The organism is Clostridium lentum (genome assembly GCF_014287815.1).
GTDB lineage: Bacteria > Bacillota > Clostridia > Clostridiales > Clostridiaceae > Clostridium > Clostridium lentum.
This window is the reverse complement of the sequence record NZ_JACOOQ010000014.1, coordinates 45,212-61,887: the sequence shown is the minus strand read 5'-3', so window position 1 is coordinate 61,887 and position 16,676 is coordinate 45,212. Positions and strand designations below refer to the sequence as shown.

Sequence of the window (16,676 nt, the reverse complement as noted above, 5' to 3'; positions counted from 1 at the left end):
AATAAAACTTAGCAAATCTTCTAATAATATATTTAGATTTTATTTTAGGAGGAATATTATGGATTTAAAGGATAGCAATACAAAGATAAATTTAATGAGGGCTTTTGCAGGTGAAAGTCAAGCAAGAAATAGATATACTATTGCTGGAGAAGCTGCAAAAAGGCAAGGAATGTATATAATAAAGGATTTATTCACTTATACTGCTAATCAAGAGAAAGCTCATGCAGAAGTGTTTTATAGGGCACTTAAGAGCTGTAACAGCGATAATATTAATATAGATGGTGGATATCCGGTTTCATATTATGATGATGTAGCAAAGCTTTTAAGAGCTGCAGAACATGGAGAATTTCAAGAATATGATGATGTCTATCCCAACTTTGCAAAAGTGGCAAAAGAAGAAGGTTTTATAGCAATAAGCAACATTTTTAACAATATTGCAGAAATTGAAAAGAAGCATGGCGAAAGATTTGGTAAATATGCTGATATGATTGAAAAAGATACTTTATATAATAGAGAAGAAGAAACAATTTGGATGTGTACAAACTGCGGATATATATATGAGGGAAAGTCAGCACCTAATACGTGTCCTGTATGTACTTATCATAAAGGTTATTTTATTGAATTTGAAGAAAGTCCATTTGAATAATAATCAGTAAATAATGATTAAAATGATAGATTAATCTATGTAAAAATAAAAATAGCTAGATTATCTAGCTATTTTTCAGTACCATCAATTAATCTTTTGATATTAGCTCTATGTCTCCAAAATACTAAAAGACATGCAAATAATGTTGCATACACTAAATACTTATCATAACCAAAAAGTAAGGTTGTAAAAAATAATGTAACACCAGCAATTAGTGAACGGATAGATACTACTTTTGTAAATAACTTTAGTCCAAAGAATACTATTGCTGTTACAATAAAGGCCTTTGGTACTATAAACATAAAAGCAGCAGCAGAAGTTGCAACTCCTTTTCCACCTTTGAATTTTAAAAATAAGGTATAGTTATGTCCCAGTATTGCTGAGATAGCTACTAAAGCTAAAGCAATACTTTTATTGCTTTTTAAAAGTCCTAAATATAAGAATAAATATGTTACTAATACAGGTATTATTGCTTTAAGCATATCACATATAGCTGTGATTTTAGATAGTTTTTTACCTGCTATTCTTCCAACATTAGTAGCGCCTATGTTTCCGCTACCAAATTTCCTAATATCCTTGTTAAATTTCTTTTTAACTATTATATATCCTGTAGGTATAGAACCCATTAGATAAGAAAAAATAACCAATAAAGCTAACATAAATATCTCCTTTTTATATATTACATACATTATAATATTTTACATTTGAAAATTATGCAAGAGATATTTATTGTAAAGTGATATATGTATTACTTATGTATTGTTAAAATAAATATTAAATTTATGTTAAGAAATATACTACAAGCGAAATATGTCATATAAAATGCGAAAATAAGTTGACATTTGGTAGAAAAATATCGTATTCTGAATAGGGTGCGAAAGATTATTGGTGGTTAATAAAAAATTCGTACAAGTAACTTAAAAAGTAAATAAAGCATGAGGTGAATTATCAATGGGAATAAGACTAGAAAATCTAGTTGTAAAATTTGGTGACTTTACGGCTATTAATGACGTTACATTACAAATTCCAAAGGGAAAGTTAGTGTCGTTACTAGGTCCATCAGGTTCAGGAAAATCAACAACACTTTTTACTATTTCAGGAATTCATAAAGTACATAGTGGAAAGATATTCTTTGGAGATAAGGATGTTACAGGATTAGAACCAGAACAATTGGGAATAGGATTAGTTTTTCAAAACTATGCACTTTATCCACACATGACTGTTAGAGAAAACATCATGTTCCCTTTAAAGAATCTTAAGTGGGATAAGAAAGAAGCATCTGAAAGAGTTGAAGAAGTTGCAAGAATAGTTAAAATTGCAGACCAGTTAGATAAAAAGCCAGCACAACTTTCAGGTGGACAGCAACAAAGAGTTGCTATTGCAAGAGCTTTAGCTAAAAAGCCAGACATATTATTATTGGACGAGCCTTTATCAAACTTAGATACAAAATTAAGAGTTGAAACAAGACAAGAAATAAGAAGAATCCAAAAAGAAACAGGAGTTACAGCTATATTTGTAACACATGATCAAGAAGAAGCAATGTGTATTTCAGATGAAATTGTCTTAATGAAAGATGGTGATATACAACAAATATCATCACCAAGTGATATCTACATGAATCCTTGTAATAAATTTGTTGCTTCATTCATAGGAAGTCCAGAAATGAACTTCATACCATTAAATGTTGAAAATGGAATTGCAAAGGTAGATTCTCTTGAAGTAAATAACTTACCGTTAGATAAAAAGAATGTTTTAATGGGAGTTAGAGCAGAAGATTTTGAAGTAGCAGAAAGTGGTTTAAAGACAATTGTAAAAACTGTTGAAATATTAGGAAGAGAAAGATTACTTACTCTTACTCATAATCAAACAGAATACAAGATGCTTGTAGAAAAAGAATTTGAAATTGAAGAAGGAAAAGAATTAATAGTTAGACCTAAGCTTGGTAAGAGTTATGTGTTTGATGCTGAAAGTGAGGCGTTTATAACAAAATGCTAAAGAAAAATCGCAAAGGATATATATATTTATTACCAGCGCTTGTATTATTAGGGGTATTTGTATTTTATCCAATAATATATACTATAATCTTCAGTTTTGATGAAACAAAAGCAGCAGGATTCCAATTTGGATTTGGTACATATCAATACTTGTTTAATGATAAGAGATTTATTCAGTCGCTATTAAACACTGTAATTTATGCGGTAGTTGTTCCATTTTCATCAGTATTTATTTCTTTAATTCTTGCTAATGCGTTAGCGAATATAAAGAATAAAACTGTAAGGGGATTTTTCCAAAGTGTTTATTTCTTACCGTATGTAACTTCAGTAGTAGCTATTGGATTAGTATGGTCATGGTTATTTAATAGTGAATATGGAATAATTAACTACTTATTAGGATTATTAGGAGTTGATAAAATAAATTGGCTTAATGATCCAAAGTATGCAATGACAGCATTAATTATTTTTGCTGTATGGAAGAGTTTAGCATTCAATACATTAATATTAACTACTGGTATTGCGTCAATTAATCCACAATACTATCAAGCTGCTAAAATTGATCAAGCTAAGGGAAGTACAATTTTTAGAAAGATAACAATTCCTCTAGTATCGCCGATGATAGCATATACGTACATGATTAGTTTAATAGCTTCATTTAAGGTTTATACTGAAGTGTATGTTTTATTTGGAGGAAGAACGCTAGATGGAAAGGTATCTACAGTTGTAAGATATATAATCGATAGATTTTACGGAGATCAAGATTTCCCACTTGCATTTGCAGCGTCAGTTATATTATTACTGATTATATTAACAGTTACGATGGTACAAAAAGTAATAACACGTAATAAGATTCACTATTAAGGAGTGCAGAAATGAACCAAAAAAATAATTTCAGAGTAGCTATAAAATATTTTCTACTAGTTATTTTTGCTATAATAACTGTATTTCCGTTTTATTGGATGATTTCATCATCATTAAAGTCAGGATTTGAAGTTATTCAGACACCACCAACAATGCTACCGGAGAATGTAATGTGGTCTAATTATAGCACAGCATTTAGCATGGCTCCATTTGGAAGATATTTTATAAATACAATTATAGTAACAGTATTAAGTATAGTAAGTACAGTTGTAATTTCTATCTTATCAGCATTTGCATTCTCTCACTTAGAGTTTAAAGGTAGAGATTTAATATTTTCAATATTTATTGCATCAATGATGATTCCAGGAGAAGTTTTAATAGTTAATAACTTTAAAACTATATCTAACTTAGGAATGATTGATACATATACATCATTATTTATACCTTATGCGGCAAGTGTATTATATATATATATGTTAAGAGAGTTTTTCTTAACAGTACCAAAGCCACTTTATTATGCAGCTAAAATCGATGGAGCAGGAGACTGGAAATTCTTATGGAAAGTTTTAGTTCCAATAGCAAAACCATCAATAATAACTATATCAATTTTGGTTGGAATCAATTCTTGGAATGCTTTCCTATGGCCGTTATTAGTAACTAATAATGAAAATATGAGAGTACTTGCCACAGGTCTTACAGCTTTCCAATCAGATGCAGGTAATCAATATGAGTTATTAATGGCAGCATCATCTATAATAACAGTTCCAATTGTAGGTGTTTATGTATTCTTACATAAGAAAATTATGAATGGTATTTCATTAGGTGGAACAAAGGGTTAAGATATTTAGAGTGAGGTTCATAGCCTATCTCTTTATATAAATATATATAAATATTATTACAGAGGTGACTTTAATGAAAAAAAGACTTTTAGCAACTTTACTTTCTAGTACACTAGTGATGACATCATTAGCTGGATGTTCTAGTAAATCAGAAAATGGTGATATGGTTACAGAATTAACTAAACCAATTACAATTGAAATGTGGCATTATATGAATGGGGGACAAGCTGAGGTATTAAATGAAATAATTGAAGATTTTAATGCAACAAATGATAAAGGAATTACAGTAAACGCCATTAGCCAAGGATCTATTGTAGACCTTAACAAAAAAGTAATTTCAGCAGCACAATCAAATAGTTTACCAGCTATTATAAATGTTTATCCAGACGTAGCTACTGGATTGATAGAAGACAAGAAGTTAGTTAATTTATCTTCATTTATCAATGATAAAAATGTTGGTATGGCTGATGAAATGGATGATTTTGTAGATGCATTCATTCAAGAAACATCTCAATGGAATAACGGAGAAGTTTATGGACTTCCAATGACTAAATCAACAGAAGTATTATATGTTAATAAAAACATGTTAGAAAGTTTAGGGTATACTTTAGAAGATTTAGAAGACTTAACTTTTGAAAAGTTAGCAGAAATATCTAATAAAGCTGTTACAGAATTAGGTGTAGCAGGATTTGGTTTTGACTCTTCTTCAAATGCTTTTATTTCATCATTAAAAATGGATGGACTTGATTTTGTTGACTCAAAAGGTACTATTAATGTTGATAATGAATGGGTTAGAGAATATATGACATTCTTCCAAAAACAAGCAGAAAGTGGAGCTTTCAGAATTGCTGGGGAAGATAAATTCCTTTCAAATCCTTTTGTTAATCAAAAAATGTTATGTTACCAAGGTTCTTCAGCAGGATATGCATACTTAAACAATGATGGAGCTTTTGAAATTGCGGTTGTAGAAGTACCTGTATTTGAAGGAAAAGATAAAGCAGTTATGCAACAAGGAGCTTCATTATTTGTAACTAACAATGTAAGTGCAGAAGCTCAATATGCTGCTTACGAGTTTGTAAAGTTTGCAACAAATGCAGAAAATACTGCTAAATTTGCAACTGCTACAGGATATCTTCCAGTAAGAAAATCAGCAGTTGAAACAGAAATAGTTAAAAATATTTTAAATGATGAAACTTCATTATACAGCCAAGTATACAATGTAGCTCAAAAATCACTTCCATATGCATACTATACACCAGCTATAAACAATGCTCAATCAGCAAGAACAGTAGCTCAAGAAAAGTATGAAGCGTTTATGTCAGGAAGTATTAAAGATGTTGAAGTTTTAGTTGATGATATAGTATCACAAGTTCAAACATCAATAGGACGTAACTAATAATATTTATATAAAATATTACCTACCTAGTTTGCTAGGTAGGTTTTTTCTTGAATTTAAATAGAAATTTGATATAATAATATGTTAAGTATTATAATAATGCTTAACATAAAATAATAATGGAGAGTATAGCTTATGAAAAAAATATTAATCAAGAATATTTTAGAAAAAATAGAAGAATTTGATAAAATAGCGATATTTAGACATGTATTTCCTGATCCAGATTCATATGGTTCACAAAATGGATTAAAAAGTATAATAGAAAGTACATATCCAGATAAGAAGGTATATTTGTTAGGAGAACATTTAGAAAAATTAGGATATATTGGAACTATGGATGAAAGTGTTGTATGTGATAAAGATACTTTGGCTATTATTGTGGATGTGTCTAATAAAGAAAGAGTAGATAATCAAAGCTTTATGGATTGTGGTTATATAATAAAAATTGATCATCATAAACCTTTTGATGCTCCTTTTGAAGATTTAACATGGGTAGATACTGAATATTCATCATGCAGTGAAATGATATTAGATTTTTACTTAGCAAATAGTGATAGATTAAAGATTGAATATAATGGTAGAAAAGCATTATATACAGGTATTATTGGCGATACAGGAAGATTTGCCTATGTAGATAATCCAACAGAGCTGTTTAAAAAACTGCCAACAATAACTTTTGATTTACAAACAAAAGATATTTACGCTAATCTCTATAGAAGAAAAGAAGAAGAACTAAAATTCTTAGGTTTTATCTATAGCAATTATGAAAAAACAGAAAATGGAGTAGCTTATTTAAAAATTACTTATGATAACGTGGTCAAATATGGATTAACTCCTATAAAAGCAGTAAGAATGGTTAATGCACTTCAAGATACAGCAGGGATAATAAATTGGCATTTCTTTGCTGAAAAAGAAGATGGAAGCATCTTTTGTGAATTTAGATCTAATGGACCTAGAGTAAATGATATTGCTTTTAAATATGGCGGTGGTGGACATATGTTAGCTGCTGGTGCTTCAGTTGCATCTTGGGATGTTATAAACAATATAATAAAAGATATGGATGATAACTGTAGGGAATTTAATAAATAATTTAAAGTTAAGAAGTTTTATGTATAAAAAAGCATAAAACTTCTTTTTTTTAAAATAATTTTGGTATATTATGTAATTAATACTAAAAATAAACTTTAGTATTAAAGTTAGTAAAAATATATGAATATAGGGGAGGAAAGAAATATTATGAGAAGATTTACATTACCAAGAGATATTTATCATGGAAAAGGTTCATTAGAAGTTTTAAAGACTCTTAAGGCTAAAAAGGCTATAGTTGTAGTTGGTGGAGGCTCAATGAAGAGGTTTGGCTTCTTAGATAAGGTAGAAAGCTATTTAAAAGAAGCTGGAATGGAAGTTGTTTTATTTGAAGGTGTTGAACCAGATCCTTCAGTGGAAACAGTTATGAAGGGTGCAGAAATGATGAGAGATTTTGAACCGGATTTAATTGTTGCTATGGGAGGGGGATCTCCAATAGATGCAGCCAAAGCAATGTGGATTTTTTATGAATATCCTGAATTTACATTTGAAGAAGCAGTGGTACCTTTTGGACTTCCTGAACTTAGACAAAAGGCTAAATTTGTGGCAATACCATCAACTTCAGGTACAGCTACAGAAGTAACAGCGTTTTCTGTAATCACTGATTATAAGGCTAAAATAAAATATCCTATAGCTGATTTTAATATAACTCCAGATATTGCAATTATTGATCCAGATTTAGCACAGACAATGCCACCTAAATTAGTGGCGCATACAGGAATGGATGCACTTACTCATGCAATAGAAGCTTATACTGCATCTTTAAGATCTAATTTTACTGATCCTTTAGCTCTAAAAGCTATATCAATGATTGATGAAAATTTAATAAAGTCTTATAAAGGAAATGAAGAATGTAGAGCATTAATGCATGAAGCACAATGTCTTGCAGGAATGGCATTCAGTAATGCATTACTTGGAATAGTTCATTCAATGGCACATAAAGTTGGTGCAGTATTCCACATACCTCACGGATGTGCTAATGCTATTTTCTTACCGTATGTAATCCAATATAATAGAAAAACTTGTGAAGATAGATATGCAGATATTGCAGAAGTATTAGGAGTAAAAGGAAAAGATAATAAAGAATCTACAGATTTATTGATAAATAAGATAAGGGAATTTAATAAAAAGTTAAGTATACCTGCATCTATGGAAGAATATGGAATTACTGAAGATGAGTTTACTTCAAATGTTAAGTTTATAGCTCATAATGCTGTTCTTGATGCATGTACATCATCAAATCCTAGAACAATTGATGATAAGACAATGGAAAAACTGTTAGTCTGCACATACTATGGAAATGATGTTGAACTATAATTTTATTTAAAAATTGTTAAGGAAGTGAAGTAATGTATAAAATAACAGACAAAAGATATCTTACCTCCAATATATACTTAATGGATATAGAAGCACCTAGGGTTGCAAAATCAGCAAAACCAGGTCAATTTATAATCATAAGAAATGATAAAAAAGGAGAAAGAATTCCATTAACCATTGCAGATTATGATAGGGATAAAGGTACTATAACTATTGTGTTTCAAACTGTAGGTGCTGCCACAAGGGAATTGGCACAATATGAAATAGGAGATTATGTAGAGGATTTTGCAGGGCCTTTAGGGCAACCAAGTGAGCTAATATATGAAGCTGTTGATAATCTTAAAGGAAAGAATATTTTATTTGTTGCTGGAGGTGTAGGAGCAGCTCCGGTATATCCGCAAGTTAAGTGGCTTTATGAGCAAGGAATAAAAGCAGATGTGATTATTGGAGCAAGAACAAAAGATCTTATTATTTTAGAAGACGAAATGAAAAAGGTTGCAGGAAATCTTTATGTATCCACTGATGATGGTAGTTATGGATTTAATGGAAGAGTTACAGATATGCTAAATCATTTAGTGAATAATGAAAATAAAAAATATGATCATGCCATAGTAATTGGGCCAATGATTATGATGAAGTTTATGGCCAAGCTTACTAAGGAGTTAAATATTAAGACTACAGTAAGCTTAAACCCAATAATGGTGGATGGGACAGGTATGTGTGGAGCTTGCAGAGTAACTGTTGGAGGCAAAGTAAAATTTGCTTGTGTTGATGGACCAGAATTTGATGGGCATTTAGTGGATTTTGATGAATCTATGAGAAGACAAACTTTATATAAGACAGAAGAAGGAAGAGCGCTTTTAAGAATGGAAGAAGGAATTATTCATAAGCATGGCGGCTGTGGTTGTGGAGGTGGAAATTAATGGCGATGTCAGATAGAATGAAAAGAGTGGCAGTTAATGAACAAGAACCGGGAAAAAGAGCTAAAAATTTTATGGAAGTATGCTTGGGATATGATAATGAGAGAGCTGTTAAAGAAGCATTGAGATGCTTTCATTGTAAAAATCCTCAATGTATAGAAGGATGTCCTGTATCAATAAATATACCGGAATTTATAAATTATATTAAGGATAATGATATTGAAGGAGCAGCTAAAGAAATTGCTAAATATAGTTCTCTTCCTGCTGTCTGTGGAAGAGTATGTCCTCAAGAAAGTCAATGTGAAGGAAAATGTGTATTAGGAATTAAAGGGGAACCATTGGCCATAGGAAAGCTAGAAAAGTATGCAGCAGATTGGGCTAGGGAAAATTATGTTGATGTATCTTTTAAAGAAGAGTCAAATAATATAAAGGTAGCTATAATTGGATCTGGGCCTGCAGGGCTTACTTGTGCTGGTGATTTAGCTAAAAAAGGGTATGATGTTACCATATTTGAAGCGCTTCACGAACCAGGTGGAGTGCTTGTATATGGAATTCCAGAATTTAGACTTCCTAAGGAAGAAGTTGTTAAGGCTGAAATTGATAATATCAGAAAATTAGGTGTTAATATAGAAACAAATGTTATTGTAGGTAGGACAATAACTATTGATGAAATAATGAATGAAGAGGGATTTAAGGCTGTATTTATCGGTTCAGGTGCAGGACTGCCAAAATTTATGGGTATACCTGGAGAAAGTGCCAATGGAGTATTTTCTGCCAATGAATTTTTAACGAGAGTAAATTTAATGAAAGCTTTTAGAGAGGATTATGATACTCCTGTGAAAATTGGTAAAAGGGTTGCAATAGTAGGTGGTGGAAATGTTGCCATGGATGCAGCAAGGACAGCGTTAAGATTAGGAGCTGAATCACATATAGTCTATAGAAGAAGTGAGTCAGAACTTCCAGCAAGAAAAGAAGAAGTACATCATGCAAAGGAAGAAGGAGTAATTTTTCATATACTTACTAACCCGGTAGAAATATTAAGTGATGAAAACGGATGGGTAAAGGGAATAAAATGTGTAAAGATGGTTCTAGGAGAAGCAGATGATTCAGGAAGAAGAAGACCTATGCCCATTGAAGGTTCAGAGTTTGTTATTGAAGTAGATACAGTGATAATGTCTCTTGGAACATCACCAAACCCACTTATTGCTTCTACGACTGATGGATTAGAAATTAATAAGTGGAAATGTCTTGTTGCTGACGAAGAAACAGGTCTCACTACTAAAGAAGGAGTTTATGCAGGTGGAGATGCTGTTACAGGTGCAGCTACAGTTATACTGGCTATGGGTGCAGGTAAAAAGGCAGCAAAAGCCATAGACAAATACCTACAAGAAAAAATAACTAAATAATTGACAAGCTACCGTTAAATCAATAGAATTATAATATAGCCCCAAAGGTTCTTTGGGGTTTTTATCATACATATGAGATTAAAGAAGGTGAGAAAATGAAGAATTTGAAAAGAACAATTCTTATTTTTTATTTTCAATTGAAGAAAAACGAGTGAAAATTTTATATCTTACCAAAATAGTATCTATGTATGCTAAAGGCTATTATAATGTAAAAATTAAGCTTATTACTGATGAAGAAGCTTTTAAAATACTAAAAGTGGAAAGTTTTAACAGTTTAATGAGAAGGAAACAGTTAGATATATGAATGAATATAAATATTTAAATTTAAAGAATAAAAATATTCTAGAGTTTAAAATAGATGATAACTCTATAGAAAAAGAAATATATTTAAATGAAGAAAATATATCAGGAAAGAATTTAAGAGAAATACCAGTATTTAATGAAATAGCTGCAGGAAATCCTATTGAAATAAATGATGAAAAGCAGGAAAACTTCTATTTACCTAAAGAATGGGTAGATAGAAATAATGATAATTTCATACTACAAATAAAAGGGGGTTAAAAATGATAACTGAGCATATGAGAGCTTTAATAAAAAACGGAGCTACAATAAGAGCTATGTTTGAAGAAGGAAAGGAACTATCTAGAAAGTATGGCAAGGAAAATGTTTATGATTTTAGTCTTGGAAATCCTAATGTAGAGACACCAGAAGAAATAAAGAATATTATAGGTGAAATTATCTCTGATGAAAATTCATTAAGTCTTCATGGATATATGAGTAATTCAGGATATGAGGATGTAAGAAAAACAATTGCAAATGATATAAATAGAAAATATCATTTGTCTCTTGATGAAAGCAGTATAGTAATGACTTGTGGTGCTGCAGGAGGGCTTAATATAATATTAAAGAGCATTTTAGAAGATGATGATGAAGTTATATTATTTGCACCTTTTTTTGGTGAATATAGTAATTACATCAAAAACTTTAATGGTAAGGAAGTTGTTGTTGATACAGATGAAAGGACGTTTTTTCCTAATATTGAAAGCTTAAAAAGAAGTATCACTAAAAGAACAAAGGCTGTAATTATAAATTCACCAAATAATCCTACAGGAGTAATTTATAGTGGTAAGGTGATACAAGACATATGTTCTGTACTAAAAGAAAAGGAGCTAGAATACCATAAGGAGATTTATCTAATTGCTGATGAACCTTATAGAGAACTTGTCTATGATGATATAGATGTGCCTTATATATTAAATTATTATGATAATTCATTTGTATGTTATTCTTATAGTAAGTCTCTCTCATTACCAGGAGAAAGAATAGGGTATGTAGTAATAAATGACAAGATGATGAATTTTAAAGAAGTGACGGTGGCTTTAAGTATTGCTAATAGAATTTTAGGATTTGTTAATGCACCATCATTATTTCAAAAGGTAGTTAAAAGATCTTTAAATTTAGAAGTTGATATAAATATTTATAAAAAGAATAGAGATTTAATTTATAGTCATTTAACAAGTCTAGGAATAGAGTGTGAAAAGCCTAAAGGGGCATTTTATTTATTTCCTAAATGTCCAATAGAAAATGATAAGAAGTTTTGTGAAGAAGCAAAGAGATTTAATATATTATTAGTGCCAGGATCAGTATTTAAAAAAGAAGGATATTTTAGATTAGCTTATTGTGTATCTTATGAAACAATAGTAAATTCATTGCCAGCCTTTAGTAAACTTATTGAGCAATATAGATAATTAATATTCTTTAGAATAGTGATCTAATATAATGTATGGGTACATTTTGCCGCTAGCTAAATTATATGTTATATTTTTCATATAATAATTTTGGCAGGTGAGGAAAATGATAAAAGATATAAAAAAAGTTGTTGCAATACACGATATCTCAGGTCTTGGTAGATGCTCTCTTACTGCGGTGATACCAATATTATCTGTATTAGGAGTGCAACCTTGTCCTTTTCCAACAGCAATACTATCATGTCAAACAGGTTATTCAAATTTTTCGTTTTTGGATCTTACGGAAGAAATGATTAACTATAAAAATAGCTGGGATGAAATGGGGTTTGCTTTTGATGGGGTATATAGTGGATTTTTAGGCTCTGAAAAGCAAATTGATATAGTGAAGGAACTTATAGTGAGTCAAAATATCTCCTTTGTATTAATAGATCCTGTAATGGGAGATAATGGGACTATTTATAAGACTTACACAGAAGCTATGTGCAGTAAAATGAAAGAACTTGTATCACTAGCAACTGTAACTACACCTAATATTACTGAAGCATGTATTCTTTTAGGTAAGCAATATAAAAATGGAGAATATTCTTTAGAGGAAATTGAAGAAATAGCTAAAGGAATAGGTGTTTTAGGCCCTAAAAAAGTTGTCATTACAGGTATTATAAAAGGAAGTGAAATAATAAATTTTGCTTATGATATGGATGAAGATAAGAAGTATATTATAGTTAATAATCATTCAGATAGATCATTTGGAGGAACTGGTGATATATTTGCCTCAATAATATGTGGTATGCTGATGAGAGGAAAAGGTTTTGAAGAGTCTGTTAAGAAAGCTTCGGAGTTTGTCTATAAAGCAATAAGCTATTCTGACACAAAGAAAATTGATGTGAAAAATGGTGTTGTATTTGAACCAATTTTAAAGGAGTTGTTTATATGATTAATGGGCATAGCAAAGTAAAAGCATTAGCAATATCAGCTCTTTTAGCAGCTATCATATGCATTACAACTACATCTTTTCATATTCCTGTAGGAGTCAATGGAGGATATGTACATGTGGGAGATGCATTTATATATATGGCAGCATCTATACTACCATTACCTTATGCCATGATGGCGTCAGCTATAGGAGCAGGACTTGCAGATTTGATTAGTGGAGCAGCTGTATGGGTAATACCAACAATTATTATTAAGCCGATATTAGTATTGTTTTTCACAAGGAAAAAAGAAAATATATTATGTAAGAGAAATATTTTAGCAGTTTTTTTAGCAGGTTTTACAGGTGTAATATTGTATTGCTTAGCTGAGTATATAATGTATGGTAATTTTCTAGCTGCTTTTTATATGAGTTTTATTACATTAGTCCAACCTGTGGGAAGTGGATTAGTGTTTGTTATGGCAGCTTTGGCACTAGATAAAGTGAAATTTAAAAGCAAGGTTTTTTTGAAGGAAGTATAAAGGGGGTGAAAAAATGATGAATATATTATATACAATAGGAGATAGCTTATATATAAATATAACTAACAAATGCCCGTGTAGTTGTAGTTTTTGTATTAGAAAAGAAATGGATGGACTTAAAGGCAGTGGAAGTCTTTGGCTTGATAGGGATCCTTCTGTTAGTGAAGTTGTAGATGAGCTTAAGAAACAGGAGCTTAATTCATATAAAGAAGTAGTTTTTTGTGGTTATGGAGAGCCGTTAGTTAGGATACATGAAGTGGTGGAAGTAGCTAGATACATTAAGTCAATATCAAATGTGAAAGTAAGAATAAATACAACTGGTATTTCTGATTTAATCCATAAGGAGAATAATACAGCAAGATTGCTTGTTGGATGTATTGATGCAGTTTCAATAAGTCTAAATGCACCAACAGCAGATGAATATTTGAAAGTAACAAGACCAAAGTTTGGTGCAGAAGCCTTTTATGCTATGATTAAGTTTTCCAAGTATGTCAAAGAAAATATTGGTGATGTAGCTTTTTCAGTTGTTAATGTCATAAGTGATGAACAAATTGAAAGATGTAAGAGCTTAGCTGATGAAATGGGGATTCCTTTAAGAGTGAGAGAAAAAGAAGAATAATAGAATTAAAAAAGAGCTATGAATAAAAATACTTGCTTTTGGGTAAAGTTTTAATAGGGGGAAAGGTTGCAAATAATAACCCCTTGTAATTGTTAGTAAAGTGTGATAATATGTTAAAGGAAGTAATTTACTAATAGCTAAAAGATATAGAGTAGGGGTAAACACCTGCTCTTTCTATTTTAACGCAACTACTTTTCTAGTTGCGTTTTTATGTACCTATGTTTAAATTACGAAAAAACTGAATATTGAAAAGGAGGGTAAAAAATGAAAGTTAATGCCTTAGTGGAACAAATAGCTGAAATAGTTAAGCCAATAGCTGAAGAGCTTAGCTATGGTATTTATCACATTGAATATGTGAAAGAAAGCGGAGAATATTATTTAAGAATATATATAGAAAAAGATGGAGGCGTTTCATTAAATGATTGTGAAGCACTTTCAAGAAGAGTAAGTGATGTATTAGATGAGAAGGATCCTATTACAGATGCATATTTCTTAGAAGTTTCATCTCCTGGATTAAACAGAACATTATTTACCAACGAACATTATACAAGATTTATAGGAAGTGAAGTCTTAGTAAAACTTGCTAAAGCTGTTGAAGGAACTAAGACCATAAAAGGAATACTTAAGGAAAATAATGAGAGTTCAATAACAGTTGAAGGAGCAGAAGAAATAAATATTCCAAAAGATAAAATTAAGTCCGTAAACTTAGAAGGGGAAATATAACAAGGAGGGGAAATATAAATGAATCAAGAATTTATAGGTGCTCTTAAAGAGATAGTTAAAGATAAAGGGATTAGTGAAGATTTATTATTTGAAACAATTGAAGATGCATTAGTAGCAGCATACAAGAAAAATTATGCTGGGCCAACTTCTTCAGCTCAAAATGTAAAGGTAACAATTGATAGGGAAACAGGAGAAATCCATGTATATTCTCAAAAAATAGTTGTAGAAGAAGTATTTGATGATGTAACTGAAATTGGACTTGAAGAAGCACAAGCTATAAGACCAATCTACGATTTAGATGATGTAGTTGATTTCGAAGTAACACCAAAGAATTTTGGAAGAGTTGCAGCTCAACTTGCTAAAGGTGTTGTAACACAAAGGATAAGAGAAGCAGAAAGAAGTATCATATACAACGAATACAAAGAATTAGAATATGACATCATCGTTGGAACAGTTTTAAGACAAGATAAAGGTATGGTATTTGTTAATATTGGTAAGTTGGAAACTGTAATCGGACCAAACGAACAAATTCCTGGAGAAGAATATAGATTTAACGAAAAGGTAAAATTATATGTAGTTGAAGTTAAAAATACTTCAAAGGGTGCACAAGTTGTTGTATCAAGAACTCATCCAGGATTAGTTAAGAGACTATTTGAACTAGAAGTTCCAGAAATATATGAAGGTGTTGTTGAAATAAAGAGCATTTCAAGAGAAGCTGGTTCAAGAAGTAAGATTGCAGTAGTATCTCATGATGAAAATGTTGATCCAATGGGAGCTTGTGTTGGTCCTAAGGGTGCTCGTGTACAAAATATAGTAGATGAGTTAAAAGGTGAAAAAATCGACATAATCAAATGGAGTAAAGATCCAGCTGAATTTTTAGCAAGCGCATTAAGCCCAGCAAAAGTATTAAGCGTTACAGTGGATGAAGAAACTAAATCTGCTAAAGTTATCGTTGATGACAACCAACTTTCACTTGCTATAGGTAAAGAAGGACAAAATGTAAGATTAGCTGCAAAACTTACTAACTGGAAAATCGACATTAAGAGTAAATCACAAGCAGAGGCATTAGAAAACTAAAGGAGGATTTACTATGAAAGTAAAGAAGATACCTTTAAGAATGTGCACTGGATGCATGGAAATGAAGCCTAAGAAAGAGCTTATAAGAGTAGTTAAAACTCCAGAAGGAGAAGTAACAGTGGATCTTACAGGTAAGAAATCTGGAAGAGGGGCATATATTTGTAGAAATATAGAATGTCTTGAAAAAGCCTTTAAAGCTAAAAGGCTAAGTAGAAATCTCGATATAGCCATTGATGAAGAAATCTATAACAGATTAAGGAATGAGATATTAAATGGATAAATTTTTTAATTTTTTAGGATTAGCTAAAAGAGCTGGGAATATAGTTGAAGGCTATAGCAGATGCGATGAACAAAGAAATAAGAAAGATTTTTTCTTAATTATAATATCTGATGATGCTTCAAATAGCACCAAAAAGAAATTTAAAAACCATTGCATAGCAAAGAATATAAGATTAATAGAAGATTTTTCAAAAGAAGAATTAGGTTTTGCTATTGGAAGAGAAGAAGTTAAAATTTTAGCAATAACTGACAAGAATATGGCTGAAAAGTTAATGTTTTTATACAGAGAGAATTCAGGAACAAATTAACCGGG

General features: G+C 30.8%; 20 protein-coding genes. 19 read left to right on the top strand and 1 reads right to left on the bottom strand.

The annotated features are described in order from the left end of the window. Nucleotides 1-58: 58 nt before the first annotated feature. The gene (rbr, locus tag H8R92_RS09150; protein ID WP_186835281.1) at nucleotides 59-646 is read left to right on the top strand and encodes a rubrerythrin; all 588 of its coding nucleotides are present in this window, start codon (nucleotides 59-61) and stop codon (nucleotides 644-646) included. A 68-nt stretch (nucleotides 647-714) separates the two neighbouring features. On the opposite strand, the gene plsY is transcribed toward rbr, so the two are convergent. Beyond that, a complete protein-coding gene (gene plsY / locus H8R92_RS09145) occupies nucleotides 715-1,305 on the bottom strand; it encodes a glycerol-3-phosphate 1-O-acyltransferase PlsY (protein ID WP_022212358.1) in 591 nt (196 codons plus the stop codon). A 292-nt stretch (nucleotides 1,306-1,597) separates the two neighbouring features. On the opposite strand from plsY, the gene H8R92_RS09140 reads away from it, so the two are divergent. From H8R92_RS09140 to H8R92_RS09055, 18 genes are all read left to right on the top strand, one after another. After that, nucleotides 1,598-2,641: an ABC transporter ATP-binding protein gene (locus H8R92_RS09140; RefSeq protein ID WP_022212359.1), complete on the top strand. Its 1,044-nt coding sequence runs from the start codon at nucleotides 1,598-1,600 to the stop codon at nucleotides 2,639-2,641. Beyond that, a complete protein-coding gene (locus H8R92_RS09135; RefSeq protein ID WP_186835280.1) occupies nucleotides 2,635-3,501 on the top strand; it encodes a carbohydrate ABC transporter permease in 867 nt (288 codons plus the stop codon). Before H8R92_RS09140 ends, H8R92_RS09135 begins: the two co-directional genes overlap by 7 nt. An 11-nt stretch (nucleotides 3,502-3,512) precedes the next feature. Then, nucleotides 3,513-4,340, top strand: a complete 828-nt coding sequence (locus tag H8R92_RS09130) for a carbohydrate ABC transporter permease (RefSeq protein WP_022212361.1) — start codon at nucleotides 3,513-3,515, stop codon at nucleotides 4,338-4,340. 73 nt (nucleotides 4,341-4,413) lie between these two features. Continuing rightward, nucleotides 4,414-5,736 carry an extracellular solute-binding protein gene (locus H8R92_RS09125; protein WP_022212362.1) on the top strand — a complete coding sequence of 441 codons (1,323 nt, stop codon included), beginning with the start codon at nucleotides 4,414-4,416 and terminating at the stop codon, nucleotides 5,734-5,736. Between the two features lie 135 nt (nucleotides 5,737-5,871). Then, entirely contained in the window at nucleotides 5,872-6,825 is a 954-nt protein-coding gene (locus tag H8R92_RS09120; protein WP_022212363.1) for a DHH family phosphoesterase, read from the top strand. A gap of 147 nt (nucleotides 6,826-6,972) precedes the next feature. Further along, entirely contained in the window at nucleotides 6,973-8,139 is a 1,167-nt protein-coding gene (locus tag H8R92_RS09115) for an iron-containing alcohol dehydrogenase (RefSeq protein ID WP_022212364.1), read from the top strand. 32 nt (nucleotides 8,140-8,171) lie between these two features. After that, nucleotides 8,172-9,062, top strand: a complete 891-nt coding sequence (locus H8R92_RS09110; protein WP_022212365.1) for a sulfide/dihydroorotate dehydrogenase-like FAD/NAD-binding protein — start codon at nucleotides 8,172-8,174, stop codon at nucleotides 9,060-9,062. Continuing rightward, on the top strand, nucleotides 9,062-10,465 hold the full coding sequence (gltA, locus tag H8R92_RS09105; RefSeq protein ID WP_186835279.1) for an NADPH-dependent glutamate synthase: 1,404 nt from the start codon (nucleotides 9,062-9,064) through the stop codon (nucleotides 10,463-10,465). The genes H8R92_RS09110 and gltA overlap by 1 nt, the downstream gene beginning before the upstream one ends. A 151-nt stretch (nucleotides 10,466-10,616) precedes the next feature. Further along, nucleotides 10,617-10,769, top strand: coding sequence for a hypothetical protein (locus tag H8R92_RS09100; protein WP_186835278.1), 153 nt, complete (start codon nucleotides 10,617-10,619; stop codon nucleotides 10,767-10,769). Continuing rightward, a complete protein-coding gene (locus H8R92_RS09095) occupies nucleotides 10,766-11,026 on the top strand; it encodes a LexA family protein (protein ID WP_186835277.1) in 261 nt (86 codons plus the stop codon). Before H8R92_RS09100 ends, H8R92_RS09095 begins: the two co-directional genes overlap by 4 nt. Before the next feature lie 2 nt (nucleotides 11,027-11,028). Next, nucleotides 11,029-12,213, top strand: a complete 1,185-nt coding sequence (locus H8R92_RS09090; protein ID WP_022212368.1) for a pyridoxal phosphate-dependent aminotransferase — start codon at nucleotides 11,029-11,031, stop codon at nucleotides 12,211-12,213. 106 nt (nucleotides 12,214-12,319) lie between these two features. After that, nucleotides 12,320-13,147 carry a pyridoxamine kinase gene (locus tag H8R92_RS09085; RefSeq protein WP_022212369.1) on the top strand — a complete coding sequence of 276 codons (828 nt, stop codon included), beginning with the start codon at nucleotides 12,320-12,322 and terminating at the stop codon, nucleotides 13,145-13,147. Then, nucleotides 13,144-13,665 carry a TIGR04002 family protein gene (locus H8R92_RS09080; RefSeq protein ID WP_022212370.1) on the top strand — a complete coding sequence of 174 codons (522 nt, stop codon included), beginning with the start codon at nucleotides 13,144-13,146 and terminating at the stop codon, nucleotides 13,663-13,665. The genes H8R92_RS09085 and H8R92_RS09080 overlap by 4 nt, the downstream gene beginning before the upstream one ends. A 13-nt stretch (nucleotides 13,666-13,678) precedes the next feature. Beyond that, nucleotides 13,679-14,284 carry a TIGR04100 family radical SAM protein gene (locus H8R92_RS09075; RefSeq protein WP_330606905.1) on the top strand — a complete coding sequence of 202 codons (606 nt, stop codon included), beginning with the start codon at nucleotides 13,679-13,681 and terminating at the stop codon, nucleotides 14,282-14,284. A gap of 264 nt (nucleotides 14,285-14,548) precedes the next feature. Then, a complete protein-coding gene (gene rimP / locus H8R92_RS09070) occupies nucleotides 14,549-15,007 on the top strand; it encodes a ribosome maturation factor RimP (protein ID WP_186835276.1) in 459 nt (152 codons plus the stop codon). Between the two features lie 18 nt (nucleotides 15,008-15,025). After that, entirely contained in the window at nucleotides 15,026-16,084 is a 1,059-nt protein-coding gene (nusA, locus tag H8R92_RS09065; RefSeq protein WP_186835275.1) for a transcription termination factor NusA, read from the top strand. 13 nt (nucleotides 16,085-16,097) lie between these two features. Then, nucleotides 16,098-16,364 carry an RNase P modulator RnpM gene (gene rnpM / locus H8R92_RS09060; protein WP_022168184.1) on the top strand — a complete coding sequence of 89 codons (267 nt, stop codon included), beginning with the start codon at nucleotides 16,098-16,100 and terminating at the stop codon, nucleotides 16,362-16,364. Further along, entirely contained in the window at nucleotides 16,357-16,671 is a 315-nt protein-coding gene (locus tag H8R92_RS09055; RefSeq protein ID WP_022212374.1) for a 50S ribosomal protein L7ae-like protein, read from the top strand. The genes rnpM and H8R92_RS09055 overlap by 8 nt, the downstream gene beginning before the upstream one ends. Nucleotides 16,672-16,676 lie beyond the last annotated feature (5 nt).

What these genes read in the sequence shown, in the direction of transcription:
- H8R92_RS09135 (WP_186835280.1), top strand. Translation starts at nt 2,635, where the DNA reads ATGCTAAAGAAAAATCGCAAAGGATATATATATTTATTACCAGCGCTT.
- H8R92_RS09115 (WP_022212364.1), top strand. Translation starts at nt 6,973, where the DNA reads ATGAGAAGATTTACATTACCAAGAGATATTTATCATGGAAAAGGTTCA.
- H8R92_RS09125 (WP_022212362.1), top strand. Translation starts at nt 4,414, where the DNA reads ATGAAAAAAAGACTTTTAGCAACTTTACTTTCTAGTACACTAGTGATG.
- gltA (WP_186835279.1), top strand. Translation starts at nt 9,062, where the DNA reads ATGGCGATGTCAGATAGAATGAAAAGAGTGGCAGTTAATGAACAAGAA.
- H8R92_RS09080 (WP_022212370.1), top strand. Translation starts at nt 13,144, where the DNA reads ATGATTAATGGGCATAGCAAAGTAAAAGCATTAGCAATATCAGCTCTT.
- H8R92_RS09120 (WP_022212363.1), top strand. Translation starts at nt 5,872, where the DNA reads ATGAAAAAAATATTAATCAAGAATATTTTAGAAAAAATAGAAGAATTT.
- H8R92_RS09130 (WP_022212361.1), top strand. Translation starts at nt 3,513, where the DNA reads ATGAACCAAAAAAATAATTTCAGAGTAGCTATAAAATATTTTCTACTA.
- H8R92_RS09095 (WP_186835277.1), top strand. Translation starts at nt 10,766, where the DNA reads ATGAATGAATATAAATATTTAAATTTAAAGAATAAAAATATTCTAGAG.
- rnpM (WP_022168184.1), top strand. Translation starts at nt 16,098, where the DNA reads ATGAAAGTAAAGAAGATACCTTTAAGAATGTGCACTGGATGCATGGAA.
- H8R92_RS09075 (WP_330606905.1), top strand. Translation starts at nt 13,679, where the DNA reads ATGATGAATATATTATATACAATAGGAGATAGCTTATATATAAATATA.
- rbr (WP_186835281.1), top strand. Translation starts at nt 59, where the DNA reads ATGGATTTAAAGGATAGCAATACAAAGATAAATTTAATGAGGGCTTTT.
- nusA (WP_186835275.1), top strand. Translation starts at nt 15,026, where the DNA reads ATGAATCAAGAATTTATAGGTGCTCTTAAAGAGATAGTTAAAGATAAA.
- H8R92_RS09140 (WP_022212359.1), top strand. Translation starts at nt 1,598, where the DNA reads ATGGGAATAAGACTAGAAAATCTAGTTGTAAAATTTGGTGACTTTACG.
- H8R92_RS09090 (WP_022212368.1), top strand. Translation starts at nt 11,029, where the DNA reads ATGATAACTGAGCATATGAGAGCTTTAATAAAAAACGGAGCTACAATA.
- H8R92_RS09110 (WP_022212365.1), top strand. Translation starts at nt 8,172, where the DNA reads ATGTATAAAATAACAGACAAAAGATATCTTACCTCCAATATATACTTA.
- H8R92_RS09085 (WP_022212369.1), top strand. Translation starts at nt 12,320, where the DNA reads ATGATAAAAGATATAAAAAAAGTTGTTGCAATACACGATATCTCAGGT.
- plsY (WP_022212358.1), bottom strand. Translation starts at nt 1,305, where the DNA reads ATGTTAGCTTTATTGGTTATTTTTTCTTATCTAATGGGTTCTATACCT.
- H8R92_RS09055 (WP_022212374.1), top strand. Translation starts at nt 16,357, where the DNA reads ATGGATAAATTTTTTAATTTTTTAGGATTAGCTAAAAGAGCTGGGAAT.
- rimP (WP_186835276.1), top strand. Translation starts at nt 14,549, where the DNA reads ATGAAAGTTAATGCCTTAGTGGAACAAATAGCTGAAATAGTTAAGCCA.